This window comes from Thioclava nitratireducens (genome assembly GCF_001940525.2).
Lineage (GTDB): Bacteria > Pseudomonadota > Alphaproteobacteria > Rhodobacterales > Rhodobacteraceae > Thioclava > Thioclava nitratireducens.
In genome coordinates, this window is sequence record NZ_CP019437.1 from 877,161 (window position 1) to 901,430 (window position 24,270).

The 24,270-nt window shown below is 65.2% G+C and carries 25 protein-coding genes; 13 read left to right on the forward strand and 12 right to left on the reverse strand.

What is annotated here, in order from left to right; translation table 11 throughout:
• The first annotated feature begins 9 nt into the window (after window positions 1-9).
• A complete protein-coding gene (queF, locus tag BMG03_RS04400) occupies window positions 10-474 on the forward strand; it encodes a preQ(1) synthase (RefSeq protein WP_075777284.1) in 465 nt (154 codons plus the stop codon).
• Window positions 475-562: 88 nt separating this feature from the next.
• Here the strand turns inward: queF and BMG03_RS04405 are convergent, their stop codons facing one another.
• Complete coding sequence (locus tag BMG03_RS04405; RefSeq protein WP_077701104.1) at window positions 563-1,078, reverse strand: plastocyanin/azurin family copper-binding protein; 516 nt, start codon at window positions 1,076-1,078, stop codon at window positions 563-565.
• Between the two features lie 200 nt (window positions 1,079-1,278).
• A complete protein-coding gene (locus tag BMG03_RS04410; RefSeq protein WP_075777285.1) occupies window positions 1,279-1,968 on the reverse strand; it encodes a winged helix-turn-helix transcriptional regulator in 690 nt (229 codons plus the stop codon).
• A 221-nt stretch (window positions 1,969-2,189) separates the two neighbouring features.
• On the opposite strand from BMG03_RS04410, the gene BMG03_RS04415 reads away from it, so the two are divergent.
• On the forward strand, window positions 2,190-3,635 hold the full coding sequence (locus BMG03_RS04415; RefSeq protein ID WP_075777286.1) for an FAD-binding oxidoreductase: 1,446 nt from the start codon (window positions 2,190-2,192) through the stop codon (window positions 3,633-3,635).
• Between the two features lie 66 nt (window positions 3,636-3,701).
• Entirely contained in the window at window positions 3,702-4,076 is a 375-nt protein-coding gene (locus BMG03_RS04420; protein WP_075777287.1) for a group I truncated hemoglobin, read from the forward strand.
• Window positions 4,077-4,143: 67 nt separating this feature from the next.
• On the opposite strand, the gene BMG03_RS04425 is transcribed toward BMG03_RS04420, so the two are convergent.
• On the reverse strand, window positions 4,144-5,238 hold the full coding sequence (locus BMG03_RS04425; protein ID WP_075777288.1) for an HPP family protein: 1,095 nt from the start codon (window positions 5,236-5,238) through the stop codon (window positions 4,144-4,146).
• 219 nt (window positions 5,239-5,457) lie between these two features.
• Window positions 5,458-6,687 (reverse strand): ROK family transcriptional regulator, encoded by a 1,230-nt coding sequence (locus BMG03_RS04430; protein WP_075777289.1) that lies wholly within the window; start codon window positions 6,685-6,687, stop codon window positions 5,458-5,460.
• A gap of 317 nt (window positions 6,688-7,004) precedes the next feature.
• Between BMG03_RS04430 and BMG03_RS04435 the strand changes: the two genes are divergently transcribed.
• The 6 genes from BMG03_RS04435 to BMG03_RS04460 all read left to right on the forward strand — a co-directional run bounded on the left by BMG03_RS04435 (window position 7,005) and on the right by BMG03_RS04460 (window position 12,127).
• Complete coding sequence (locus BMG03_RS04435; protein ID WP_077701105.1) at window positions 7,005-8,018, forward strand: sugar ABC transporter substrate-binding protein; 1,014 nt, start codon at window positions 7,005-7,007, stop codon at window positions 8,016-8,018.
• Window positions 8,019-8,119: 101 nt separating this feature from the next.
• Window positions 8,120-9,196 (forward strand): ABC transporter permease, encoded by a 1,077-nt coding sequence (locus tag BMG03_RS04440; protein ID WP_075777671.1) that lies wholly within the window; start codon window positions 8,120-8,122, stop codon window positions 9,194-9,196.
• Window positions 9,193-9,975 carry an ATP-binding cassette domain-containing protein gene (locus tag BMG03_RS04445; RefSeq protein ID WP_075777669.1) on the forward strand — a complete coding sequence of 261 codons (783 nt, stop codon included), beginning with the start codon at window positions 9,193-9,195 and terminating at the stop codon, window positions 9,973-9,975. Before BMG03_RS04440 ends, BMG03_RS04445 begins: the two co-directional genes overlap by 4 nt.
• A 3-nt stretch (window positions 9,976-9,978) precedes the next feature.
• A complete protein-coding gene (locus tag BMG03_RS04450; protein WP_077701106.1) occupies window positions 9,979-10,623 on the forward strand; it encodes a nucleoside/nucleotide kinase family protein in 645 nt (214 codons plus the stop codon).
• A 35-nt stretch (window positions 10,624-10,658) separates the two neighbouring features.
• Entirely contained in the window at window positions 10,659-11,315 is a 657-nt protein-coding gene (gene fsa, locus BMG03_RS04455; protein ID WP_075777387.1) for a fructose-6-phosphate aldolase, read from the forward strand.
• 392 nt (window positions 11,316-11,707) lie between these two features.
• Entirely contained in the window at window positions 11,708-12,127 is a 420-nt protein-coding gene (locus tag BMG03_RS04460; RefSeq protein WP_075777388.1) for a CBS domain-containing protein, read from the forward strand.
• A gap of 42 nt (window positions 12,128-12,169) precedes the next feature.
• On the opposite strand, the gene BMG03_RS04465 is transcribed toward BMG03_RS04460, so the two are convergent.
• Complete coding sequence (locus BMG03_RS04465; RefSeq protein ID WP_075777389.1) at window positions 12,170-12,451, reverse strand: glycine zipper 2TM domain-containing protein; 282 nt, start codon at window positions 12,449-12,451, stop codon at window positions 12,170-12,172.
• Between the two features lie 359 nt (window positions 12,452-12,810).
• Between BMG03_RS04465 and BMG03_RS20515 the strand changes: the two genes are divergently transcribed.
• Entirely contained in the window at window positions 12,811-13,599 is a 789-nt protein-coding gene (locus tag BMG03_RS20515) for a peroxiredoxin (RefSeq protein WP_167733385.1), read from the forward strand.
• A complete protein-coding gene (locus BMG03_RS04475; protein WP_075777390.1) occupies window positions 13,599-13,829 on the forward strand; it encodes a hypothetical protein in 231 nt (76 codons plus the stop codon). Before BMG03_RS20515 ends, BMG03_RS04475 begins: the two co-directional genes overlap by 1 nt.
• Window positions 13,830-13,898: 69 nt before the next feature.
• Here the strand turns inward: BMG03_RS04475 and tnpA are convergent, their stop codons facing one another.
• Entirely contained in the window at window positions 13,899-14,303 is a 405-nt protein-coding gene (gene tnpA, locus BMG03_RS04480; RefSeq protein ID WP_075777424.1) for an IS200/IS605 family transposase, read from the reverse strand.
• A 26-nt stretch (window positions 14,304-14,329) separates the two neighbouring features.
• Between tnpA and BMG03_RS04485 the strand changes: the two genes are divergently transcribed.
• Window positions 14,330-15,586, forward strand: coding sequence for an RNA-guided endonuclease InsQ/TnpB family protein (locus BMG03_RS04485; protein WP_075777391.1), 1,257 nt, complete (start codon window positions 14,330-14,332; stop codon window positions 15,584-15,586).
• Between the two features lie 131 nt (window positions 15,587-15,717).
• Window positions 15,718-16,143 (forward strand): BLUF domain-containing protein, encoded by a 426-nt coding sequence (locus BMG03_RS04490; RefSeq protein WP_075777392.1) that lies wholly within the window; start codon window positions 15,718-15,720, stop codon window positions 16,141-16,143.
• 19 nt (window positions 16,144-16,162) lie between these two features.
• Here BMG03_RS04490 and BMG03_RS04495 read toward each other — a convergent pair whose 3' ends face one another.
• The 6 genes from BMG03_RS04495 to BMG03_RS04520 all read right to left on the reverse strand — a co-directional run bounded on the left by BMG03_RS04495 (window position 16,163) and on the right by BMG03_RS04520 (window position 24,233).
• Complete coding sequence (locus tag BMG03_RS04495) at window positions 16,163-18,613, reverse strand: PAS domain-containing sensor histidine kinase (RefSeq protein ID WP_075777393.1); 2,451 nt, start codon at window positions 18,611-18,613, stop codon at window positions 16,163-16,165.
• Between the two features lie 265 nt (window positions 18,614-18,878).
• Window positions 18,879-19,598, reverse strand: coding sequence for a response regulator transcription factor (locus BMG03_RS04500; protein WP_075777394.1), 720 nt, complete (start codon window positions 19,596-19,598; stop codon window positions 18,879-18,881).
• 308 nt (window positions 19,599-19,906) lie between these two features.
• A complete protein-coding gene (locus BMG03_RS04505) occupies window positions 19,907-21,355 on the reverse strand; it encodes an aldehyde dehydrogenase (protein WP_075777395.1) in 1,449 nt (482 codons plus the stop codon).
• An 81-nt stretch (window positions 21,356-21,436) separates the two neighbouring features.
• Window positions 21,437-22,735 carry a TRAP transporter large permease gene (locus tag BMG03_RS04510; RefSeq protein ID WP_075777396.1) on the reverse strand — a complete coding sequence of 433 codons (1,299 nt, stop codon included), beginning with the start codon at window positions 22,733-22,735 and terminating at the stop codon, window positions 21,437-21,439.
• On the reverse strand, window positions 22,732-23,244 hold the full coding sequence (locus tag BMG03_RS04515; RefSeq protein WP_075777397.1) for a TRAP transporter small permease: 513 nt from the start codon (window positions 23,242-23,244) through the stop codon (window positions 22,732-22,734). Before BMG03_RS04515 ends, BMG03_RS04510 begins: the two co-directional genes overlap by 4 nt.
• Entirely contained in the window at window positions 23,244-24,233 is a 990-nt protein-coding gene (locus BMG03_RS04520) for a TRAP transporter substrate-binding protein (RefSeq protein ID WP_075777398.1), read from the reverse strand. The genes BMG03_RS04515 and BMG03_RS04520 overlap by 1 nt, the downstream gene beginning before the upstream one ends.
• Between the last annotated feature and the right edge of the window lie 37 nt (window positions 24,234-24,270).

The window sequence follows — 24,270 nt, forward strand, 5'->3', positions numbered from 1 at the left end:
GAAACCCAAATGACCAACTCGATCTACAGCGATCTCAAGCAACTCGGCGGCGCGACCCGCATCCCGGCAAGCCCCGAGGAGGCCGAGCTCGAACGGGTGAGCAACCCGCAGGCCGATATCAGCTACAACGTCCGCTTCACGGCGCCGGAGTTCACCTCGCTCTGCCCGATGACGGGGCAGCCCGACTTCGCGCATCTGGTGATCGACTACGTGCCCGGACAGTGGCTGGTGGAGTCGAAATCGCTGAAGCTCTATCTGACGTCGTTCCGAAATCACGGCGCGTTCCACGAGGATTGCACGATCTCCATCGCGCGGCGGCTGGCGGATTTCCTCGAGCCGCAATGGCTGCGCATCGGTGGCTACTGGTATCCGCGCGGCGGTATCCCGATCGACGTATTCTGGCAAACCGGGGCGATGCCCGAGGGTGTCTGGATTCCCGATCAGGGTGTTCCGCCCTATCGCGGGCGCGGCTGACCTTCGCCGCGTCCCGGCCTCGGGGTTTATTCTTAGAGCCTCGCCCCGGGGCCGTGCCTTTGCATGACGCTCGCCGGACCTGTCGAAGTTATTCTACACGGACCAGCGTCCACATCCCCATGACGTAGTGGCCGGGGATGTTGCAGTAGAGGATGTATTCGCCCGGTTTCAGCGTCACCGTGAGCGAACCGCTCTGACCGGGATCGAGCTCGGAGACCTCGCCGAGATGGCCGGCCTTCTCTTCGTCGACCCGCATTTCGTCCTTGTTATAGGGCAGTTCCTCGGTCGCGCTCTTGACCGGGGCCACGATCATCTCGTGCACGGTGCCCTTAGAGTCGTTCTTGACCTCGAAGGTGACCTTGCCCGCAGGCACGACCGCCGGTGTCGCGGTGACGCCCATCGTCGCCTTCGAGACCCGCTCGCCGGCGCCAGCCATGTTGAAGCCCATGGGCGGCAATTGTCCCAGATCGTCCATCGCGTTGTCGCCCTTGTCCCAGAGCGAGACCTGCACCGTGGCGGGATCGGCGGCCATTGCGGGCGTGATCGTCAGCGTCGGCAGAGCCGCGAGGGCGAGTGCGAGGGTGGTGCGTCTTGTGAGTTTCATCTTCTATTCCCTTCTCGGTGTTGAGGTTTCGACCTTCGAGAAGAGGGATAACGTGTTTGGCGGAGGGCCCGTTTTGACCCAGATCACGTCTCACGCCACTGTGACGGCCGGGCCGAAAACGGTGGAGCGCTGTCGAGATGGCTTCGCTCAAGCGAGGGTGCGCCGCGCGCCCTGGGCATGCCCGCGCAGGGCGACGCGGCTCAGGAGGCCAGTTTTCGCTCGGTCGCGAAGGGGCTGAGGCCCAGCCAGCTCTGCATCGAGGCCACAACGTCTCGAGACCCGTCGAGATCGAGTTTCCGGGCGGCTTTCGACACGGTGGTGAGGCCCATCCAGATCTCTGTCATCGTGCGCAGATCCGTCGTGACGAAAAGATCCACGTCGAAGCCCGGATCGACCTGACACAGATCGACATCGCCGCTCGCCTCCACGATCAGCCACCATGAGGATTTCGACGCCGCGAGCTCGGGGAACCGGAAATTGAGGACGGTGCGCCCTGGCGGAAGCGGCGCCGGATCGAGATTGCGGCGCATGTCCCACATCAACAAAGACACGTCGAGCCGATCCAAGGACGGCTCGGATTCCACCCATTTCTGGCCCCAGATCCCGAAGGCCTCGACAACCGGCAGAAGGTCCTTTCCTGCGTCGGTCAGAAGATAGTCCACAGCCTGAGAGCCTTCGACAGGATGCCGTTCGACGATCCCGGCCGCTTCCAGTTCCCGCAGGCGCTGTGCGAGCAGGGTGCGCGACATCCGCGGAACGCCGCGCCTGATATCATTGAAGCGCGTCGATCCCGCCACGAGCTCGCGCACGAGGACGATCGTCCATCGGGTGCAGAGGATTTCGGCCGCCATCGCGACGGGGCAAAACTGGAAGTAGCTGGCGTTGGACATCGGAGATCTCCTCCATGGCTGTTTCCAGCATAGCACGAATTGCGATTCCTTTATTCGGCTTCGTGCCCATGCTCTCTGCTCGGGCGGGCCGGTCCAGTTTCGCCACTGGTTTGAGACACGCCGCGCGCTCATCCTTTCAGAACCGCAAGCAATCGAAACGCGGCAGACGCGCAAGGGGTAGATCGCGTCGCCGTGCGCCATGGTCTCAGAGGGAGGAAGACATGTCGGATATCATTGAAATGAACGGGCTGGACGGCACGCGCAAGAAGATCACCGGCGCGGACCGAGAGGCCCTTGCCGCCGCCTTGCGCGGCGAAACCCTGATCGAGGGAGACGCAGGCTATGACGCCGCGCGGTCGATCTGGAACGGGATGATCGACCGCAAGCCGGGGTTGGTCGTGCATGCGATGGGGGCCAGCGACATCCAGAGCGCGGTCGCCTTTGCCAAGGAAAAGGGACTTCGGATGGCCGTGCGGTCCGGTGGCCATCAGATCGCCGGTCTCGCGGTCGAGGAGGGCTCGCTGATGCTGGACCTGTCGGGCATGCGCTCGGTTCACGTCGATCCCGAAGCTGGGACCGTCCGGGCCGAGCCGGGCGCGACGCTGGGCGACGTCGATCGCGAGTCGCAGGTGCATGGGCTTGCCGTGCCCGTCGGCGTGAATTCGACCACCGGGATCGCGGGGCTGACGCTTGGCGGTGGCTTCGGCTGGATCACCCGGAAATACGGGATGACCGTGGACAATTTGTTGTCGGCTGATGTGGTGCTCGCCGACGGGCGCTGCATCCGGGCCTCGAAGACGGAGCATCCGGACCTCTTCTGGGCGCTGTGCGGCGGGGGCGGGAATTTCGGGGTGGTGTCCTCCTTCGAATTCCAAGCTCACGCCATCGGCACCGAGGTTCTGTCGGGCCTCGTGATCCATCCCTTCGCGGAGGCCGCCACTCTGCTGCCGAAGTTCCAGGAGATATGCGACAAGGCGCCGGACGAGCTGACGGTCTGGTCGGTCCTGCGCAAGGCGCCGCCGCTGCCGTTCCTGCCGGAGGACTGGCACGGGCGCGAGGTGCTGATCTTCGCGGCCTGTTACGTGGGTGATATGGCCAAGGGCGAAGAGGCGATGCGGGACCTGCGCGCCCTCGGCACGCCCATCGTCGACGTGATCGGCCCGCATCCCTTTACCGGATGGCAGGCGGCCTTCGATCCGCTGCTGACGCCCGGCGCGCGCAATTACTGGAAGAGCCGGGACTTCCTGAAGCTCGGCCGCGGCACGATCGAGGCGATACTCGGCGCGGTTGAGGAGCTTCCCGATCCGCAATGCGAGATCTTCATCGCCCATGTCGGCGGCGCAATGGCCCGCGTCCCGTCGGACGCGACCGCCTATCCGCAGCGCGACAGCCACTTCACCATGAACGTCCACACCCGCTGGGACGACCCGGCGAAGGATGCGGACTGCATCGGCTGGGCGCGCGACCTGTTCGACGCCACGGCGGCGGATGCTGCGCCGAGCGTCTATGTGAATTTCCTGCCCGCGGATGACGCGGGTCGCCTCGCCGAGGCCTATGGCGGAAACCTGAACCGGTTGCAGGAAATCAAGGCGCGCTACGACCCGACGAACCTCTTCCGGGTGAATCACAACATCCAGCCGCAGCAGGTGCGGCAGGCCGCGCAATGAGCCGTCGCGCCCCGGACGCGAATGCGCCCCGGGGCCACGGCCTCCAGACAGCAAGGAGCTAGAACGATGGAACAGACTCTCTACGAACGGCTCGGTGGAAAGCCCGGGATCAAGGCGCTCGTCGACGATGTCCTCGAGGCGCATATGGTAAACCCCGCAATCAGCGCCCGTTTCCTGCCATACCGCGAAAGGCCGGACGACCTGAACGACGCCAAGGCGCAACTCTGTGCGTTCTTCGGCGCGGGCAGCGGCGGCCCCGAGCCATATAGCGGACGCGACATGGTGACGGCGCATCGCGGCATGAATATCAGCACGAGCGAATACATGGCCGCAATCGACGACATCATGTCGGTCCTTGCGGCGCATGAGGTCGACGAGACGACCCGCAAGGACGTGCTGATGATCGGCTATTCGCTCAAGGGCGATATTACCAACCAATGAACGTGTCGGACGGGCGGGGGAATTTCCGCCGCTCCCGCGCGATCGCGCGCTGCCTTTTCAGGCGCGCCTACGCCGCTGCGCGGTCGTCGGCCCCGTCCAGCAGCAGACGGATGATATCGGAGCGGGTGAGGATACCTGCGAGACGGCCCTCCCGCGTCACCGGCACGACCTCGGTTCCCTGCGCCGCGAGACGGTTGAGAAGGGTGCCGACGGGCAGGTCATGGGCGACCGCGCGGTCGGGCGAACGCATCACCTCCGAGACGGTGCGGGGGCGCGCCCGCTGGGGCAGGGCGCGCGGCCGAGCGGCGACTTCGTCGAGAAGATCCGCCTGAAGCACGAGGCCGCAGAGCCGGGTCTCGGCGTCGATGACAGGAAGGCTCTTGATGGCATGGGCGCGAAACAGGCGCGCGGCCTCCGGCAGCGGTGTGTCAGGGCGCACCGTGATGAGATCGGTGGTCATGATGTCGGCGCAGGTCGTGCCGTCGAAGCGGTGCTGCGCCGCCTCGGCCTCTGCGGCGGCCAGCAGCCGCCCGAGATCCGCCACCCCGAGATTGGCTGACTGATTGAACCGGTCGAGCAATTCGCCCAGCTGCGCGCTCGATAGTCCCAGCCGCGGCGGCGCATCCGCCGCCGGCTCCGTCTCGGGGTGGCGGAACGGGTAGACCCGCCCGGTGGCCCGGTTATAGACGATCGCGGCAAGGACCAGCGTGGCGGTCGTCAGCCCGACCGGCACCAGCGCGAAGAGCGGTCCGATCTCGAGCGCATGTGTCGGATCGAGCGCGGTCAGCAAGGCGACGGCGCCGCCCGGCGGGTGCAGCGCGCGCACGAACATCATAGCGGTGATCGCGGCGCCGACGGCAATCCCCGCCGACCATGAGCCGGGCAGGCTGCGGACCACGAGCAGCGCGACCAAGGCCGAGGTGACGTTGCCGACGATCGCCGACCACGGCTGCGCAAGGGGCGAGTTCGGAACGCCGAACACTAGCACCGCCGTCGCCCCGAGAGGCGCCACGAGATAGAGCGAGGAAAGCCCGAACCGTGCGCCGAGGCTCACCACGAGGGCGCAGAGGCTGATGCCGAGCAGCGCCCCGAGGCCAGCCCGGATCTGTTCGCGCCCGTGGAATGCCGGCAGCGCCGGAGCGAGATGATGCCATGCCCGCATGGGAAAGCCCTTCCAGCTGGCCGAAAATCAATCGAGTCGCGTTTGTATGCGTCAGAAATGGACGGGAAGGGAACGGGCGCGCCCGCGGAAAAGGACGCTGATCCGCGCGCCACGCAGAATTCGGGATGCCGGTTCCGCGTTGCGTCTGCGGCGGCAAACAATGTTTGCCCGGGGCCGCTCGTGCCGGCTCGCGGGTGACCGCGTCATGCGATGGGGGGGTTACCGCGCCAACTGCCCGGGAGGCGCCTTCCGGAGCAAGGTATTCTGGTCGATCATGAATTCGGTCGAAATTGCGTAAGCAGCGGCGCCCATGGCGCGGATGACCGATCCGAAATGCCCTGCGTGGATTTCGGGGTGATAGACTCCTTGCAGATCGAGGCGCGAGAAATGCCGGTCGACCTCCGCCACCAGCCTGTCGCGGATATCTTGCGGAAACGCGCCGTCGATGATGACGGCTTCGAAATCGATCACAGCCTGGGCGGAGACGATCGCATGGGCGAGGCTTCTGGCCGCGCGCGTGATCCAGAGCGAGAGCGCAGGCTCGAGAGGCGACCAGTCGGCACGGTCGTCGTGAATCCGTTCGGGGTCGGTCTGCCGTTCCGCCAGAAGGCGCTCGAGCACAGAGAGCGAGGCATGGTCGATCAGGCGATGGCCGCCGGGCTCGTCGGGAATTCGCAGCGGCCCGAAGCCGCCGGAGTTTCCCGACCGCCCGGAAAACACGCTGCCATTGAGAACGACGCCGCCCCCGATGAAGGTGCCGACGAAGAAATAGATGTAGTCCTGCTTGTCGGTGGGCGGGCCGAAAACCAGCTCTCCGCGACAGGCCGCGGTGCCGTCATTCTCGACCGAGATCGGCCCGGGAAGCAGCAATGCGAGCTCGGTGCGGGCGTCGAAACTGCGCCATTTCTCCAGCTCGTCGGTCGGCGCGTCGAAGTCCTCGGCCCAGTGCCACAGCTCGGAGGGAATCGCGATTCCGCTGGCATCCACGTCCTCACGCTTCAGTTTTGCCGAGCGCAGCAGCGGGCGGAGATTGTCCTTTATGAAGGTGACCAGCGCCGTCCGGGTCGGGAAGCCGTGGCGCGCCGAGCGGCGGGCCAAGACGGCGCCGGTAAAGTCGACCACGACCATGTCGAAGCTGCTTCGGCCGATCTTCAGGCCGAGGTAGTGTTTCGCGTCTGGGTTGAGGCGCATCGGCACGGAGGGCTGGCCCACGCGGCCCCGGACCGGATCGCCGCGCAGCAACAGGTCGTCCTGCTCGAGCGCCTTGAATATCTCCGAGACCGCGTTGGCGGACAGCCCGGTTGCGCGGGTCGCCTCGGCTTTCGTCAGCGTGCCGTGGCGGCGGATCAGATGGAGCACGAGACGCTCGTTAAGGTCTCTTACCGTGAGTTGGTTGGTGCCCATGAGCGGAACGGCATTCAGGGTTTTGTCGGGGCGTGCTGTCGTCATCTCTCACCGGCGGGGAAGGTCACGCAGCTTAGTCCTGCGTGGTTCGTGGGTGATCGGATGCTACGCGGCGGCCCGGAGGGGCGCAAGCAACATCGAAAATTTGACCTAAATAAAAATTCATCTGGAAGTTTTTATTGACAGACGGAAGCTTCGGGCGCTAGCTCTTGGTGACTTCGGGGAAGGGAGGAGGCTTCGCCGGCGGTGCCGCGGCATCGTGAATGCGGGTGCGACGCGCATCCCGATCGGGCGCGAGAAATCTTTTCCATGAAGTTTCAATGGATGCACTGAATGCATCTCAGCAAGGGAGGAGACCTGACATGAAGAAGACAACCGCGATTCTGGGAGCGACGGCGCTTGGCCTGATGGCGACCGGGGCCTGGGCGGAGACGACCGCCTGCCTGATCACGAAGACTGACACCAACCCGTTCTTCGTGAAGATGAAGGAGGGCGCGACGGCGAAAGCCGAGGAGATGGGCATCAAGCTCAACACCTATGCGGGCAAGCTCGACGGCGACGTGGAAAGCCAGGTCGCGGCGGTCGAGAGCTGCATCGCGGCGGGCGCCAAGGGCATCCTGATCACGCCGTCCGACAGCCGCGCGCTGGCGCCGGCGGTGACGAAAGCGCGCGACGCGGGGGCGCTGGTGATCGCGCTCGACACCCCGTTCGAGCCCGCCGACACCGCCGATGCGACCTTCGCCACCGACAACTTCAAGGCGGGCGAGCTGATCGGGCAATGGGCCAATGCGAAGATGGGCGACAAGGCCAAGGACGCGAAGATCGCCTTCCTCGACCTCAACCCGAGCCAGGTCTCGGTCGATTACCTGCGCGATCAGGGTTTCATGAAGGGCTTCGGCATCGACGTCAAAGACCCCAAGAAGATCGGCGACGAAGACGATCCGCGCATCGTCGGCCATGACGTGACCAACGGCAACGAAGAGGGTGGCCGCACGGCGATGGAGAACCTTCTGCAGAAGGATCCGGGCATCAACGTGGTCTACACGATCAACGAGCCCGCCGCCGCCGGCGCCTACGAGGCGTTGAAATCGGTCGGCATGCAGGATCAGGCGATCATCGTCTCGATCGATGGCGGCTGCCCGGGCGTGCAGAACGTCAAGGAAGGTATCATCGGCGCGACCTCGATGCAGTTCCCGCTGAAGATGGCCTCGATGGGCATCGAGGCGATCGCGGCTTTCGCCAAGGACGGCACCAAGCCGCAGAACTCCGAAGGTCTCGACTTCTACAATACCGGCGTGACGCTGATCACCGACCAGCCGGTCGACGGGGTCGACTCGATCTCGTCGGAGGAAGGCCTCAAGCAGTGCTGGGGCTGATCCCCGCCTGACAGATCGGAGGGGCCGCCCGCGCGGCGGCCCGTCCTCTTCGGGCCGGATCACGGCCCCTCACCCCATATTGCACAAAGAGGATGACGGACATGACCCAGACCGCTCCGCCTCGCGGCCAGTCCTTCGAGCACGAGCTCGATAAGAGCGACAAGACCGTCGCGGCCTTCAAGGGAAAGAAACGCGGGCTTCTCGGCACGATCCAGCACGGGCTGCACGGCAACCCGACGATGGTGCCGGTGATCGTGCTGCTGTTGTCCATCGCCGTGTTCGGCCTTGTGGCGGGGGGCAAGTTCTTCTCGGCCTTCAACCTGACGCTGATCATGCAGCAGGTCTCGATCATCGGCATTCTCGCCGCGGCGCAATCGCTGATCATCCTGACCGCGGGGATCGACCTGTCGGTCGCGGCGATCATGGTGCTGATGTCGGTCGTGGCGGGCAACCTCGCTGTCTATATGGGCGTGCCGGCACCGCTGGCGCTGCTGATCTCCTTCGCGGGCGGCACCGGGGCGGGGCTGATGAACGGCTTTCTGGTGACCAAGGTGAAGCTGCCGCCCTTCATCACCACGCTGGGCACCTGGTCGATCTTCTACGCGCTGAACCTGTGGCTGTCGGGCGCGCAGTCGATCCGCTCGCAGGATATCGACAAGTTCGCGCCGCTTCTGAAATTCTTCGGCAACACCATCGCGGTGGGCAATGCCCGGCTGACCTATGGCTCGATCCTGATGGTCGCGGTGTTCCTGGTGCTCTGGTATCTGCTGAACAAGACCGCCTGGGGGCGCCACGTCTACGCGGTGGGCGACGACAAGGAGGCGGCGGAGCTTGCGGGCATCCGCACCGACCGCACGCTGCTGTCGGTCTACGGCATGGCCGGGCTCGTCTGTGCGATCGCCGCCTGGGCCTCGATCGGCCGGGTCGGGTCGATCTCGCCGCAGGCCTTCTACGAGGCGAACCTGCATTCCATCACCGCCGTGGTGATCGGGGGGATCTCGCTCTTCGGCGGGCGCGGTTCGATCCTCGGGGCGCTGTTCGGCGCGCTGATCGTGGGCGTGTTCCAGTCCGGTCTGCGGCTCGCGAATGTGGACGTGCTCTGGCAGGTCTTCGCGATCGGCTGGCTCATCATCATCGCGGTCGCCATCGACCAATGGATCAGAAAGGTATCGGCATGACGCAAGAGCCCATTCTCACCGCGCGCGGTCTGGTCAAACGCTATGGCCGCGTCACCGCCCTCGACGAATGCGACTTCGATCTCTATCCGGGCGAAATCCTCGCCGTGATCGGGGATAACGGGGCCGGGAAATCCTCGCTCATCAAGGCGATCTCCGGCGCGGTTTCCGCCGACGAGGGAGAGATCCGTCTCGAAGGCAAGCCGATCAGCTTCCGCAGCCCGCTCGAGGCGCAGGATGCCGGGATCGCGACGGTCTACCAGACGCTCGCGCTGTCGCCCGCGCTCTCGATCGTCGACAACATGTTCGTCGGGCGCGAGCTGCGCAAGCCGGGCGCGATGGGCAAATGGCTGCGGATGCTCGACAAGCCCGCGATGCGCGCCTTCGCCCGCCAGAAGCTGAACGATCTGGGCCTGATGACCATTCAGGATATCGATCAGGCGGTGGAGACCCTCTCGGGCGGTCAGCGCCAGGGCGTGGCGGTCGCGCGTGCGGCGGCCTTCGGCTCGAAGGTGATCATCATGGATGAGCCCACCGCGGCGCTCGGCGTCAAGGAGAGCCGCCAGGTGCTGAACCTGATCCTCGATCTGAAGGCGAAAGGGCTGCCGATCATCCTGATCTCGCACAACATGCCCCATGTCTTCGAGGTCGCCGACCGGATCCACGTCCACCGGCTGGGCAAACGGCTCTGCGTCATCGACCCGAAGCAACACTCGATGTCGGACGCCGTCGCCTTCATGACAGGCGCCAAAACACCCGACGGCGCGACAGAGGCGGCCTGAGCGATGAGCACGACCGAGGCACAGCTGAAGGCCATTCTCGATCTGGTGGACAGGCAGCCCCGCGACCACGGGCGGGTTCTGATTGGCATCGCGGGGCCGCCCGGGTCGGGGAAATCGACGATGGCCGAAGCCGTGACCGCGGCGCTGAACGCCCGCGGGCGGGCGGCGGATGCGGCGGCGCTCGTGCCGATGGACGGGTTCCATCTCGACAATGAAGAACTCGACAGGCGGAACTTGCGCGCGGTGAAAGGCGCGCCCGAGACCTTCGACGTCGCCGGGTTCAAGGCATTGGTGCGCCGGTTGCGCGATGACGGGAGGGAGATCCGCTACCCGCTGTTCAGCCGCGCGAAGGACCGGACGCTTCCGGAGGCCGGCGTGTTGAGCCCGGACCGGCGGATCGTGATCGTCGAGGGGAATTACCTGCTGTTCGGCGGCGGCGACTGGGCCGGGCTCGCGCCGTTGTTCGACGCGACGGTGATGCTCGCGCCGCCCATGGAGGTGCTCAAGTCCCGGCTCGTCGCGCGTTGGATCGAGCACGGGCTATCCCCCGAGGACGCGCTTGCCCGGGCCAGCCGGAACGACCTCGAAAACGCGCGCCGCGTGCTTGAGCAGAGCGTCGAGGCCGACCTCATCCTCACCGGTCACTGAACCGTCCACCCGAGTTGACGACGAAAGGAAACGACATGAAGATTTTCGCTGACACCGCCGATATCGAGGCGATCCGCGCGCTTGCGGAGGCGCATCTGATCGACGGGGTGACCACCAATCCGAGCCTGATCGCCAAGAGTGGTGCGCATATCCGCGACGCGATCGCCGAGATCGCCGCAATGGTCGACGGCCCGGTTTCCGCCGAAGTCGCGGGCACCGATTACGAGACGATGATGCGCGAGGCGGAAGTACTCGGTAAGATCGCGCCCAACGTCTGCATCAAGGTGCCGCTCACAATGGCGGGGCTCCGGGCTTGCCGCACGCTGCGGGAAGAGGGCCGTGAGACCAACGTGACGCTGTGCTTCTCGGTGAACCAGGCGCTCCTCGCGGCGAAGGCAGGCGCGACCTATGTCTCGCCCTTCGTCGGGCGCCTCGACGACATCAACCTCGACGGCACCCAGCTGCTGCGCGATATCCGGCAGGTCTTCGATGCCTACCCCACGCTCGATACGCAGATACTGGCGGCGTCCCTGCGATCCGCAAACCACGTCACCGGCGCCTTGCTGGCCGGGGCGGATGCCGGCACGATGCCGCCCGGCTTGATAGGGGAGCTCGTCAAGCATCCGCTGACCGACAAGGGGCTCGAAACCTTCACCGCGGACTGGGCTGCGACGGGGCAGAGCATCCTCTGATCCGGGTCGGGGTTATCGCGACGCAAGCGCGGCTGCCACCGGACGTCGCCCGTGAGCGACGCCCGGCTTCGCACGCCGACAATGACGAAGGACCATCCCGCAAACTGCGAGCTCCGCACGTGGGCGCCTGAGTTCGCATAGCCGAGATGGCCCTTCGATCGACAGATCTCCTTGTGTCCACGGCTCGACCATCTGCGGTTTGCATCTCTCGATGCCTCTCCCGGATGGCGTTCCGTTTCCACTCCTCCCATCGATGTCTTCACTCTCTCGGATTCGCGGCGCCCCGGCATTGACGCTCGACAAGGCGCGGGGCTGTGAAGTGCTGATCGCGGTCAATGCGCGCCGCCCTGGGTGGGGCAAGCTGCGGGTCTGACTCGGTTCAGGAGGATGCCATGAAAATCAGTGACGCGATGCACGAGCCCGCCGCATGGGCCGATGCCGACACCCCGGTCAAGGAAATCGCCCTGCAGATGGAGAAGGACGATATCGGCGCCGTGCCGATCGGCAAGAACGACAAGCTCATCGGCATGATTACCGATCGGGATCTCGCGCTGCGCGTGGTGGCGAAGGGGCTCGACCCGGCGAAGACCCGCGCCGAAGAGGTGATGACGCCCGGGGTCGTCTATTGCCGCACCGACGAGACGATCGAGGACGCGGTGCACCTGATGGATCAGCGCAAGATCCGCAGGCTGCCGGTGCTGGACGACAAGAAGCGGCTGGTCGGGATGTTGAGCCTCGGAGACGTGGCGCACGGGACGTCGTTGCAGATCGTGGGCGAGATGGCCCGCGCCGTCGCCAATCACCACAAGTGAGTGCGACGGGGGCGGCCTGAACGCCGCGCCCCTTGGCCTGTCTCAGCGCGGGCAATCGGCGACGTAATAGGTGCCGTCGCCGTTCGAATAGGCGCAGCGATCGGTGATGCTGTTCTGCGCCACCAGAACGCCGGCCGCGGCTCCCGCAAGCGCCGCGATGATCCGCCAGTCCCGGTTCGCCTCCAGCGCGTCGGCGGTGATCAACCCGGCCGCGGCCCCCGCGGTCAGCCCGACCGCCGTGCGCTGCTGCGGCGTCAAGGTTTCGCAGCCCGGCAAAAGCGTCAGAACGACCAGCGTGGCGGGCAGAAATCTACGGCATGTCATCGGAGATGTCCTTTCGTTGCAAACAAGCCCCGCGAGGGTCGCGTGCCGCCGCACGCCGGTCATTGTCGAGCGTCAAGCCTTCGCGGGCGATGCGGGCCCCGTGTCGAAAAGCCGCTCCTCGGGCGTCGTCAACGCCTCCCTCCGCCAAGATGGGAAGTTGCAGCCTTCACGAGCGGTCCGCGGTGGGCCGCCCCTGGCGTTCACGGGATCGAAGATCACCTGAGCGTCTGCCGCGACCGCCCGGCGGGTCGAAAAAGCGAACGTTTTCCAAATTTTCGCCACATTCTGCAAAAAATCACAAGTTTCCGAAAACGCGACGCAAACCCCGGCCTCAACCACCGGAGATACCGGTTTACGTCGTGGCGAAGATCGGCTGCGACGTTGAACGAGGAGGAGGTTCGATGAGTCAGCAATTCTTCGCCCCCAAGGACAGCACCGGACGACCGATCAGGCTGCCTGTCGCCTATCGGAGAACCGTCAAATGGCTGCCCAAAATTGGTGACATCTTCCCGAATTTCAGGCTCCCGAGCACGCAGGGAGACATCGATTTCTGGCCCTGGGCGGAAGGCAACTGGGTGCTGCTCTTCGGCCATCCCGCTGCGAATACGGCTGTGTGCACCACGGAAATCGGCGCGCTGGCGCAGAACGAGAAAGCGTTCAGACGGCTCGGCGCGAAGGTGCTCGGGCTGACGGGATCGAGCGTGGACGAGCAACTGTCATGGCACGCCGATATCGAAAAGCTGTATGGCGCGCGGGTCTGGTTCCCGACCGCTGCCGATATCGGTGGAGATTTCGCGTCGCTCTTCGGGATGGTCCATGAAAAGGAGCACCAATCCTGGCCGGTCCGCAAATCCTTCCTGTTGGATCCGCAAATGAAGATCCGGATGATTTTCGAATATCCGATCTATGTCGGCAGAAGCGTCGAGGAGACGCTCCGCGTGATCGAAGCCGTGAAACTCCATAGCTCGACCGGGCTCGCGACGCCCTCCGACTGGTTCGAGGGCGACCCGGTGATCATACCCGACACAATGGAGGAAGCCGAGGTCCAGCGTCTCGTCGGCAACAGGTGGGGATATGTCCTGCCCTATCTCCGGGTGGCGCCGCGGCTGGAAAATCCGCGACAACAAACGCGGGGGTGCGAGCTCTGATGCCGGTGGGGTATATCTTCATCGGCAGCTTGGTGGGCCATGTCTGCCTCGTGCTCACGCTTCTGCGGGGCGGTTCGATCTGGCTCTCGCTGCTCGTCGACGTCGTCGCGGGTCTGGTGGCCGTTCTTCTTCTGTTAGTCACCCAATCGGCGCGACGATGGTGGCAAGACCGACGCAGGCGAGCGCGCAGAGCAAAAACGGCTTGTCGCGACGGTCAGACCATGCACTGACCAGAAGATCTCCCCATAAGCCCCTTCCAACCTACGGGATTGGTGGGGGAGCCCGCAGGGCTGGTGAGGTCAGTCTGGTCGCTCCTGCGAGCGGACATATCCCTTGATCGCTTCCAGCGGGGCGCTGCCACAGCTGCTGACGAAGTAGCTCGGAGACCAGAGGGCACCGCCAAGGCGTTTCAGGCTCGGGAAGTCCCTCCGGAGCCGCCGCGAGGTGGTGGTCTTCACCGCGTTTGCAAAATCGGCGACCGCCTCGGCGGGCGGCAACGAGAACAGGATGTGGATGTGATCGGCCTCCGCGCCGAACTCCTCCAGCGCGCCGCCGCGAACATCGCAGCGCTCCCGGATCGCGACCTCTGCCGCCTTCAGCATTTCGGATGTCAGCACTGCGCGGCGCTGCTTCGTCACCAGAACCATATGGTAGTGGAGACTGAAAACGCAATTGTTTGTGCGACTATAGGATTGATCCGACATGTAGGAACCAATATAATATTCAGGCCATGACCGCAACTCGATCCCTCTCCTTCAAGCTCTATCCGTCGCCCGCCCAGGCGGCGGCGCTGGCGCGCAAGCACCTGATGCTGAAAGACCTGTGGAACGCCGCGCTCGAGGAGCGGATCGGCGCCTGGCGGCATAGCCAGACCCGGGTCTCGCGCTCCGACCAGGAAAAGGCGTTGAAGGAGATCCGCCTCGGCCTCGAGGGCTGGTGCGGGCTCGTCCACACTCATGAGGCCCAGGTCGTTCTGAAGCGTCTGGATCTCGCCTTCCAGGCTTTCTTTCGCCGCTTGCGCGCGGGGGAAACGCCGGGCTTCCCGCGCTTCAAGAGCGCCGAGCGTTTCCGTGGCTGGGGCTACAAGGAGCACGGCAACGGCTTCAGGGTCGAGATGCGCGACGGCGGCCGGCATGGCCATGCCACGCTGTTTGGCATCGGGCGCATGCGGATGCGGGGCATCGCGCGCACGCCGGGCCGCGTGCTCAAGGCCGATGTGACCCGGACAGTCCATGGCTGGATGCTCAACGTGGTCGTCGAGACCGGCTGCGCCGAGCGCGCGCCGGCCGAGGGTCAGGCGGTGGGGCTCGACTGGGGTGTCTCGACTTTTGTCACGCTCGCGCATGAAGACGGCGCCTTCGAGGAACTGCCGAACCCGCGCCACTGGGATCTCGAGGCCGAGGACCTCAAGGCTGAGCAGCGCCGGCTCTCGGCCGCGGCCCGGGCGCGAAAGATCTCCCAACGGGCGCTGCGGAAGCATCGCCGCGCTCTGGCGCGTCGTCATGCGAAGATCGCTGCGCGCCGGAAGGACTTCCTGCACAAGACGAGCGCGCGGATCGTCGGGCGGCACCGCCTGATCGCGACCGAGGCGCTGGCTGTGCGCAACATGACCGGCTCGGCCCGCGGAACCGCGGAGGCGCCGGGGCGGAATGTGGCCCAGAAGGCGGGCCTGAACCGATCGATCCTGGACACGGCTCCGGCCGGTTTTTTGAACATGCTCCGATACAAAGCGGAAGAAGCTGGTGCGGAGTTCTTCGAGGCGAAGACGCGAGAGCTGAAGCCGTCACAGCGCTGCCCGGACTGCGGCGCGGTGCGCAAGAAGACGCTCGCGGAGCGCCATCATGATTGCGACTGTGGCTGTCGTCTCGGGCGAGACGAAGCCGCGGCCCGCGTCCTGCTGAACTGGGGGCTTGAGGAGAGCCGACGTCGCCAGAACGCGGAAACGAGCAACCCGGCCGGGACGGTCGGGGATCAGGCAGCCGCCTGATCCGAAACCCCTTCCAACCTACGGGATTGGTGGGGCAGGTTCATAGACATGCATGTCTCCCGTGCAAGCTCAGTCTCCAGACTGAAGAAAGGCGGGACCAAAACTCTCCAGACAAGAGCAAGAGATTGGTCATGACAGAACTGTTAACTATTACCTATCGAAGCTTTTCCTGCCTTCGGAAGCCCATCGAGGGGATAAGCGCGATCCTTTCCGAAAGCCTTGATCGAAACCAGAGACTTGGCATCACCGGTCTGCTTCTGTTCGACGGGGCCTACTTCCTGCAAACCATCGAAGGCCCTTCGGCGGAAACCCGAAGCGTTTATACGAAAATCGTCTCGGACGCGCGTCATGCCGACGTCACGCCGCTCAGAATTCGGTTGATCCGGGAGCGCGTCTTTCCCACGTGGCGGATGAAATTGATCGGTCCTGCAGCGACGGCCCGGATCGTTCCCGACATGGACGGCTTGGATTTCGCTTATAAGCGCCTCGACGAAATTCATCTGGCGGCAAAGCAGGTCGCGCGGCCGGAGCCGGAGCAGAGCTACCTGCTCCATTGAAACCCGGCGCCCGCGTCTTTCACTCTGTCCCGGGTGACGGCAAGTTGCGCACCAATGCGTCGGCAAGTTCTTCCCGCGAATAGGGTTTCATCAGAACCGAGCCCATGTCCGTCCCGCTGGCCGGGCCATCGGGGTCGTAGCCGGTCGCTATGACCACCGGCAGCGCGGGGCGCAGCCGCGCCAGCTCTCTGACCAGCGCCCGCCCCGATAGGCCCGGCATGACAAGATCGGTGAGCACGATGTCGATCCTCCGATCGCTCCGGGCATAGTCCAGCGCCTCCCGCCCGTGACGAGCCACAAGCGGCGAGAACCCGAGATTTTGCAGCATCAGCACCGTTTTCTCGCGAACGAGGAGGTTATCCTCAACGTAGAGCACGACCTCATCATTCCCCGCCGGAGCGGCCGCCTCGGCCTCCTTGCCATCGGCCCCGGTGGCAAGCGGCAGCAGGATCTGGAACTCCGCCCCGTCGTCGTCGCCGGGCCCGAGCCTTAGATCGCCGCCGATCTGGCGCACCGTATCGAGCACGGTCGGCAGGCCGAGACCCGTTCCCTCGCCGATGCCTTTCGTGGTGAAGAACGGCTCGAATATCTTTTCCCGGTGGCTGGCCGGAACGCCGGGACCGTTATCGCGCACGTTCACGGCCACGTATTCCTCCTGCGGAAGTTCGTAACCGTCATGCGAGGGATAGAAACCCGTCCCGGAAACGACGTTCGCTGTGATCGACAGCGTGCCATCTCCCGTCATCGCGTGGCGCGCATTGGTGACGAGGTTGATCAGCGCCGACGTCAAGGCCGAGGTGTCGGCCCAGCAATTCGCCACGTCCTCCCCGATGTCGATGTCCAGCCGGTTGGCGTCGCCCAAAGCCGCGATCAGGAGCGGTCTGATCTCCTGCACGAAGGCCCCGATCTGGAGCATTCTCAGCTTCGTCGGCGTCCGGCGCGAATAGGCGAGGAGCTGGCTCGTCAGGCGCCCCGCCTCCTCCGCGGCGCGCACCGCGCTCTGGACGAGATTGAGGTTGCTGTCCTGCTCGGGCAGACCTTCCTCGAGCGCATCGAGGCTGCCAAGCACGACGGTCAGCAGGTTATTGAAGTCATGCGCGACCGCGCGGGTCAAGCTGGCGAGGGCCTCCGTGCGCATGCGCTCGTCGCGCTCCCGGTCCCGTGACGTTCGATTGGCGAGATCGCGAATGATGGTGACGGACCGCCGCTCGCCCTTCGCCAGTTCGACGATATTCGACGTGACCTCCACCGGAACCGGGCTGCCGTCCTTCGCCCGGAAAGTCAGGTCGCCGACGAAGACGTCGTTCCGGTTCCTCTCCTGAAGTGCCAGAGCCAGATCCCGATCCTCCGGAAAGAAGAAAGCGTCGCGATGCATGCCGATCGCCTCTTCCGCGTCGTAGCCGAGCATTTCGCAAGCCCGGGTGTTGAGGGCGAGGACGAATTCGTCATCCTCCGGCCTCCCGCTCGTCGCCGTGTAGATCGCCCCGTCGCGGATGTTTTCGAAAAGGAATTGATACATCGCCGACTGCTCGGTCATCTGCTCGCGCGCCCGGAGCAGGTCCTGTTCCAGAAGCTCGGCCGAATGGAGTGAGGCGTGAACGCGTTGCGACAGCTGGGTCGCGAAGGGGGCGAGGCTCCGGTCGATCGGCACCAAGGCGTGCGGCACCAGCACAAGCGCCGCGATGAGCTGCGCGCGTCCATCCGCGATCGGGATCACGATCCCCCGATCCGAGAGTTCCGGCCTCCGCGCGTCGCGCGGCAGGTTGAAGATCCGCTCGCTTTTCCCCGACAGCGCGGCGGCGACGGCGGGGCGCAGGGCGCCCGTGAATTGCGGATCCGCCCGAATGGTCCATTCGGCCTCGAGCGGCATGCCGTTCTCGGGCGACAGGCGAAACAGGATTCCGGCCCGGCAGTCCATGTCGTTGTCGGACAGCACCGCATGCAGCGCGCCGGAAAAGGCAGGGATGCCGCCGCCGGCATGGGAGGTGGCGGTGATCTCCGACACCACTTGCCTCCGCCGCGCGACGACCGCGTCCGTGGTCTCGACAGCGATCGACATGACGCCGAGCACCCGCCCGCCCAGATCCTTGACCGCACTGTAGGAGAAATCGAAGTAGCATTCCTCCGGGCGGCCCGTCTTCGCCAGCGGCAACATGGTGTCCTGAAACAGAAGCGGCTCGCCGCTCCTTTGAACGTGGCCCAGATTGTCGCGGACGAATGGCCAGATTTCGGGCCAGGTGTCTCGGAGCGGTGCCCCGAATGAGGCGGGATGCTTGTCGCCGAAAATCGCGTTGTAGGCATCGTTGTAGATCTGGATCGTGTCGTCGCCCCAGCCCGTGCAGACGGGAAAATCGGACGCCATGATCGCCGCGATCACCCCGCGCATCTCCGGCGGCCAATCCTCGACCGGACCCAGCGACGTCTCGTGCCAGGGATGGGTTTCGAGCAGGGCGAGATTCGAGCGGGCCATGTCTTCCTTTCGGCATTGCGCGTGGAGTGCCCGATTTCAGATCGACGGGGGCGCCAGGTTTGGCGCGCCGAGGTGTCACAGGTGAGCCGAACGTCGGAGTCTCCGCGGCAACATGGCGCCTGCTGGAGAGCAACGCCCGAAATCAAAAATACGATGCGCGGGACGTTCCCAAGCCGGTCGATTGCCTTTTTAGCTTCATCTTCTGAAACGTCTCCCTGGCTAAGGGGTTCCGGCCACGCCGCCCGACCGGCTTCCGGGCCGCAGGTCAGGTCTCGCTGGTGAAGACGTAGCCGACGTTGCGGATGGTCTTGATCGCGCCATGCGAGACGTCGGCTTTCTCCAGCTTGGAGCGAATGCGGCTTATCACCCCGTCGACGGTGCGATCGAAGGCTGCCCAGTCCGGCCCCCTGACCCGGTCCATGATCTGATCGCGAGACAGCACGGTGTCCGGCTGGGTCGCGAGTGCGAGGAGAACATCGTATTCCAGCGTCGTAAGCGGGATCTTAAAATCCTGAAGGGTGCGCACCCATCGCGCGCGGCGGTTGAACCGCAAGCCCGAGATTTCGAAGACATCCGCCGGGCTGTCCTGCGCCGCTTTTCGCGCAAACTTACGGTCCGCCGTCCGTCGCAGCACGGCCTTGACCCGGGCGCGCAATTCCCGCGCCCGGAAGGGTTTGCAGACATAGTCGTCCGCGCCAAGCTCGAGGCCGAGAACCGTATCGATTTCGTCGGTGCGCCCGCTCAGAACGATGATGCCCGCCCCGGGATTTTTGCTGCGGATCGCCCGTAGGACGTCGAATCCGGAGCCGTCGGGGAGGGTTATGTCGACGAGAAAGCAATCGGCTCTCGTCAGGGCGTCTCCGGCGAACAACGCGCCAAGCGTGCCGAAGGATTTCGAGGGGTATCCTTCAGAGGCGATGGCCCGTTCGATGACGGTTCGGACATCGGCATCGTCTTCAAGGATCACGACGGAACTTGAGGTCAAGAGCTTGCTCTCTCCGGTGTGGCCAGCATCATCATTGCGGAAGGTCTGATACTCGAGGCCGAGGGGTCTTAATCGAGTTGAAAAAACGGCTGCGTCAGGTGGGGCGGCAACCACAGTGCCGACAGTTTTACTGCGCGTCAGGTTCCCTAAAGGGCTTTTCTGATAATTTCAATCGGATAATTGGCGGCACGTTCACGTTCGCGCGATTGGCGTTTCGGGGCGCTTCGGATGAGCCGCCCGATGGGTCGAACGCCAAGGGAGCCGCCCCGGGGGGCGGCTCCCTCTCATCGTGTATCGCAGAATCCAGATCAGATTGGATAATGCTGTTTCGGGTCTTCCACGGTGATCCAGCGCAGGTCGGTGAATTCGGCGATCGCCGCGCGTCCGCCGAAGCGCCCGTAGCCCGAGGCCTTGACCCCGCCGAAGGGCATCTGCGGCTCATCGCCGACCGTCGGGCCGTTGATGTGGCAGATCCCGGTTTCGAGCCGGTTCGCCAGCGCCATCGCGCGGGAGACATCGGCGCTAAAGATCGCGCTCGAGAGGCCGTATTCGGTGTCGTTGGCGACTTTCAGCGCCTCTTCGTCGCCCTTCACGCGGATGATCGATTTGACCGGGCCGAAGCTTTCCTCGGCATAGATGCGCATGCCTTCCGCGACGCCGTCGAGCAGCGTCGCCGCGACGATGGTCCCCTCGCGGGAGCCCCCGGCGACCAGCTTTGCGCCTTTCTCGGTGGCGTCGGCGATCAGCGCGTCCATCTTCTCTGCGGCGGCTTCAGAGACAAGCGCGCCAAGCGCCACTTCGCCGCGCGGATCGCCTGCGGGCAGAGCGTTGGCGCGGGCGGCGAGTTTCTCGACGAAGGCATCGGCCACTTTCTCGTCGACGATGATCCGCTCGGTCGACATGCAGATCTGGCCCTGGTTCATGAAGGCGCCGAAGATCGCCGCGTTCACCGCACCGTCGAGATCGGCATCGTCGAGCACGATCAGCGGCGCCTTGCCGCCCAGCTCCAGCAGCGAGGGCTTCAGATGCTCGCCCGCGAGCCGCCCGATGATCCGGCCGACGGCGGAGGAGCCGGTGAAGTTCACATGCTTGACTGCGGGATGCGCGATCAGCGCCTCGACGACATCGGCGGCGTCCTCGGGGGCATTGGTCACCACGTTGAGCGCCCCTTCGGGGAGCCCGGCCTCGGCGAAACACTCGCCGATCAGGCGGTGCGTCGCGGGGCACATCTCGGACGCCTTCAGCACCACCGTGTTGCCGCAGGCGAGCGCCATTGCGACCGCGCGGGTGCCGAGGATGACAGGCGCGTTCCACGGCGCGATGCCAAGGCAGACACCCTTGGCGCGCGCGACGCCCATCGCCATCGTGCCGGGCTTGTCGGAGGGGATGATCTCGCCGCCGATCTGTGTCGTCATCGCCGCCGCTTCGCGGATCATGCCTGCCGCGAGATGGACGTTGAACCCGGCCCAAGGCCCGGTCGCGCCGGTCTCGGCGATCACCGCCTGGATGAAGTCCTCGGCGCGGGCTTCCATCACGTCGGCGGCTTTCGACAGGATCTTGCGCCGCCCGTTCGGCCCGGTCGCGGACCAGCCGGGAAAAGCGCGCGCGGCAGACGCGACCACCGCCTCGACATCGTCGCGGCCCGCCGCGGCGGCGCGGGTGGCGACCTCTCCGGTCACGGGATCGATCCGGTCGAAAGTCGCGCCCGAGGCGGCTGGGGCGGAGACCCCGTCCAGCAGCATTCCGATCTCTTTCATAATGTCCTCCCTTTGAGACTTCGATCTTGCGTCACGCGGCGCGGCGATTGTCGGACCGGCGCCCTCTGAAACCTTTGTGCCTCACATCATCCCGGGCAGCCACAGCGATATTCCCGGCACAGCGACGAGGATTGCAAGGGTCACCAGCATCGCGAACCAGAAGGGCAGCACGCCGCGGAAGATCTCGATCAGCGGCACGTTTTGCGCGACCGATTTCACGATGAAGACGTTGATCCCCACCGGGGGCGAGATCAGCCCCATCTCGAGCGTCAGCACCACCAGCACGCCGAACCAGATCGGGTCGATCCCGAGATCGAGGATAACCGGCAGGAAGATCGGCAGGGTCAGCACCAGCATCGCGAGTCCTTCGAGGAAGCAGCCCAGAACCATGTAGATCGCGAGGATCAGGACCAGCGTCCCGACCCGGCCCAGATCGAGGGAGACCAGAAGGTCGCTCACCTCGGCGGGCAGATGGCTCAGGGCGACGAAGGGGTTGATCAGATGCGCCGCGATCAGGATCAGCATCACCGAGGCCGTGGTCACGATGCTGTCCTGCGCCGCGCGCCAGAAGCTGCGCAGGCTCAGCGTGCCGCTGAAGGCCCCGATCGCGATCACGAAGGCGGCGCCGACGCCCGCCGCTTCGGTGGGCGAGAACAGGCCCGAATAGATGCCGCCGATGGTCAGCACGATCACCAGCAGGATCGGGATCGCGCCGAGGAAGGCGCGGCCCTTCTCGGCGGCGCTGGTCGCGGGGCCTTTCGGTCCCATCTCGGCACGCAGCAGGCAGAGGATCGCGATGGTCAGGATGAAGGCGCTCAGCAACAGAAGCCCGGGCAGGATGCCCGCCATGAAGAGCCGTCCGATGCTTTGCTGCGTGAGGATCGCGTAGATCACGAAGCCGGTCGAGGGGGGGATCAGGATGCCCAGCGTGCCGCCCGCGGCCACGACGCCGGTCGAGAGGCGCGGGCTGTAGGCGTAGCGGTCCATCTCTGCCAGCGCGGTGCGGCCCATCGTCAGCGCCGACGCGACCGAGGAGCCCGACAGCGCCGCGAACCCACCGCAGCCCACGACCGTCGCCAGCGCCAGACCGCCGCGCACCTGGCCGACGGTGGCGTAGGCCGCGTCATAGAGCTTGCGGCTCATACCCGTCACGCTCGCGACATTTCCCATCAGAATGAAGAGTGGCACCACGATCAGCTCGGAATTGGAGGCCAGCGAGAAGGTTTCCGACGCCAGAAGCCCGGTCGCGGCCTGCAGCCCGTTCAGGATCCAGATGCCGACGAAGCCCACCGCGAACATCGCGAAGGCCACCGGCACACGCATCAGCAGCATGCCGAGCAACAGCGCGAGCCCGAGCGATCCGGTGAGCGCGGGGGTCATAGCACGTCCCTTTCGGAATGATGTTCATAGCCGTGGCGCGACATGAGCCGCAGCGCGCGCAGGCACATTGTCAGCGCGCCCACCAGCGACAGCGCGACCAGCGCATATTGGAACCACGCATTGGGCAGGTTCAGAAGATTGGTCGAGAGGTTGAGCATCTGGCTCAGTTGCGCGCTCTTGTAGACCGTCACCGCGATCAGCACGAAGATCGCGACGCCGAGGAGCGCCGAGAAGATATCGATCGCGCGGTTCAGGGCAGGGGGGAAGGCGCTCTCGAAGATGTCGACGACGATATGGCCGTCGCGTCGGTCGCACAGCGCCATGCCGCCGAAGACGATCAGCACCATCGTCATCGTTATCAGGTCCTGCGAGCCGTAGAGCGGCATGCCGAAATTGCGCCCGATAACGTCGATGACGATCACGGCCACGACGAAGATCAACCCCGTCGTGCCGATGATCGCGGACAGGCCGATCAGCCTGTCCACCAGTTTCTGCGCGCGTGCGAGCATCACTCGCTCCGCATCGCCGCGAGCGTGTCCTCGCCGCCGACCTTGCTCACGTAGGTGTCGGTCACGTCGGCGAGCGCGTCGTTGAAGGCTTTCGAGCCGTCGGCGTCGAGGTCGATCACCGTGGTGGCGTCGGAGGCGCGCGCGGCTTCCAGCGCCTTGTTCGCTGTGGCAATCCACGCCTCTTCGGTCATCTTCGAGATCTTCTCGCCCTTCATCGCGTCGAGCGCGGATTTCGCTTCGGGCGAGAGCCCGTCATAGGCCGCCTTGTTCATCACCGTGTAGAAGGCGAGGCGTCCGAGGTTCGGACCGGTCGTCACGCTGCCCACGACCTCGTTGAGCTTGAAATCCGACAGCACCGAGGCGCCGCTGACCACGCCGTCGATCAGCCCGGTCTGTAGCCCGTTATAGACCTGCGTCATCGGAATCTGCACCGGCGTCGCGCCGAGCGCTTCCATCGCGGCAGCCGAAATCGACCCCGCGACGCGGATCTTCAGACCCTTGAGATCGGCGGGCGTGCGCACGTCCTTGTCGTGCATCATCAGGATGTTGGGCTCCGACCCCCAGAGCGCGATCACCTCGGTCTGCGGATATTCGCCCTTGATCGTGTCGAAGGCCTGCCACAGCGCCTTGTAGCCCGGCGCGTCGAGCGGCAGCGCACCCGGCAGTTCCGCGATCAGGCTCTTGGGGAATTGCGACGAGGTATAGCCCTGCAGCCCCCAGCCCATATCGGCGGTGCCCTGCAGCACGCGCACGTATTGATCGGCCGGGCCCGCGCCCAGTTCGCCGCCGTGATAGCCGCGCAGCGTTACCGCCCCGTCGGTGCCTTCCGAGAGCGCCTTGGCCAGGGGCTCGATCTGGGCTGCGTTGATCGTATGGGTCGGCGGCGCCCAGTTCGCGTATTTCAGCTCCTGCGCGCCGGCGGCGGTCGCGATGCTGATGGTTGCCCCGACCGCGATGGCGGTGGCGACGCTAAGGGTCGTGTGTTTCATGGTCTCTCCTCCCGTTGGACCGTTTGAGCCCCTCCTC

Coding starts and splice junctions, on each gene's coding strand:
- BMG03_RS04510 (WP_075777396.1), bottom strand. CDS start 22,735: ATGACCCCCGCGCTCACCGGATCGCTCGGGCTCGCGCTGTTGCTCGGC.
- tnpA (WP_075777424.1), bottom strand. CDS start 14,303: ATGTCGGATCAATCCTATAGTCGCACAAACAATTGCGTTTTCAGTCTC.
- BMG03_RS04485 (WP_075777391.1), top strand. CDS start 14,330: ATGACCGCAACTCGATCCCTCTCCTTCAAGCTCTATCCGTCGCCCGCC.
- BMG03_RS04440 (WP_075777671.1), top strand. CDS start 8,120: ATGACCCAGACCGCTCCGCCTCGCGGCCAGTCCTTCGAGCACGAGCTC.
- BMG03_RS04425 (WP_075777288.1), bottom strand. CDS start 5,238: ATGCGGGCATGGCATCATCTCGCTCCGGCGCTGCCGGCATTCCACGGG.
- BMG03_RS04515 (WP_075777397.1), bottom strand. CDS start 23,244: ATGCTCGCACGCGCGCAGAAACTGGTGGACAGGCTGATCGGCCTGTCC.
- BMG03_RS04475 (WP_075777390.1), top strand. CDS start 13,599: ATGCCGGTGGGGTATATCTTCATCGGCAGCTTGGTGGGCCATGTCTGC.
- BMG03_RS04520 (WP_075777398.1), bottom strand. CDS start 24,233: ATGAAACACACGACCCTTAGCGTCGCCACCGCCATCGCGGTCGGGGCA.
- BMG03_RS04405 (WP_077701104.1), bottom strand. CDS start 1,078: ATGAAACTCACAAGACGCACCACCCTCGCACTCGCCCTCGCGGCTCTG.
- BMG03_RS04490 (WP_075777392.1), top strand. CDS start 15,718: ATGACAGAACTGTTAACTATTACCTATCGAAGCTTTTCCTGCCTTCGG.
- BMG03_RS04505 (WP_075777395.1), bottom strand. CDS start 21,355: ATGAAAGAGATCGGAATGCTGCTGGACGGGGTCTCCGCCCCAGCCGCC.
- BMG03_RS04460 (WP_075777388.1), top strand. CDS start 11,708: ATGAAAATCAGTGACGCGATGCACGAGCCCGCCGCATGGGCCGATGCC.
- BMG03_RS04415 (WP_075777286.1), top strand. CDS start 2,190: ATGTCGGATATCATTGAAATGAACGGGCTGGACGGCACGCGCAAGAAG.
- BMG03_RS04445 (WP_075777669.1), top strand. CDS start 9,193: ATGACGCAAGAGCCCATTCTCACCGCGCGCGGTCTGGTCAAACGCTAT.
- BMG03_RS04420 (WP_075777287.1), top strand. CDS start 3,702: ATGGAACAGACTCTCTACGAACGGCTCGGTGGAAAGCCCGGGATCAAG.
- BMG03_RS04465 (WP_075777389.1), bottom strand. CDS start 12,451: ATGACATGCCGTAGATTTCTGCCCGCCACGCTGGTCGTTCTGACGCTT.
- BMG03_RS04430 (WP_075777289.1), bottom strand. CDS start 6,687: ATGACGACAGCACGCCCCGACAAAACCCTGAATGCCGTTCCGCTCATG.
- BMG03_RS04450 (WP_077701106.1), top strand. CDS start 9,979: ATGAGCACGACCGAGGCACAGCTGAAGGCCATTCTCGATCTGGTGGAC.
- BMG03_RS04495 (WP_075777393.1), bottom strand. CDS start 18,613: ATGGCCCGCTCGAATCTCGCCCTGCTCGAAACCCATCCCTGGCACGAG.
- queF (WP_075777284.1), top strand. CDS start 10: ATGACCAACTCGATCTACAGCGATCTCAAGCAACTCGGCGGCGCGACC.
- BMG03_RS04410 (WP_075777285.1), bottom strand. CDS start 1,968: ATGTCCAACGCCAGCTACTTCCAGTTTTGCCCCGTCGCGATGGCGGCC.
- BMG03_RS04435 (WP_077701105.1), top strand. CDS start 7,005: ATGAAGAAGACAACCGCGATTCTGGGAGCGACGGCGCTTGGCCTGATG.
- fsa (WP_075777387.1), top strand. CDS start 10,659: ATGAAGATTTTCGCTGACACCGCCGATATCGAGGCGATCCGCGCGCTT.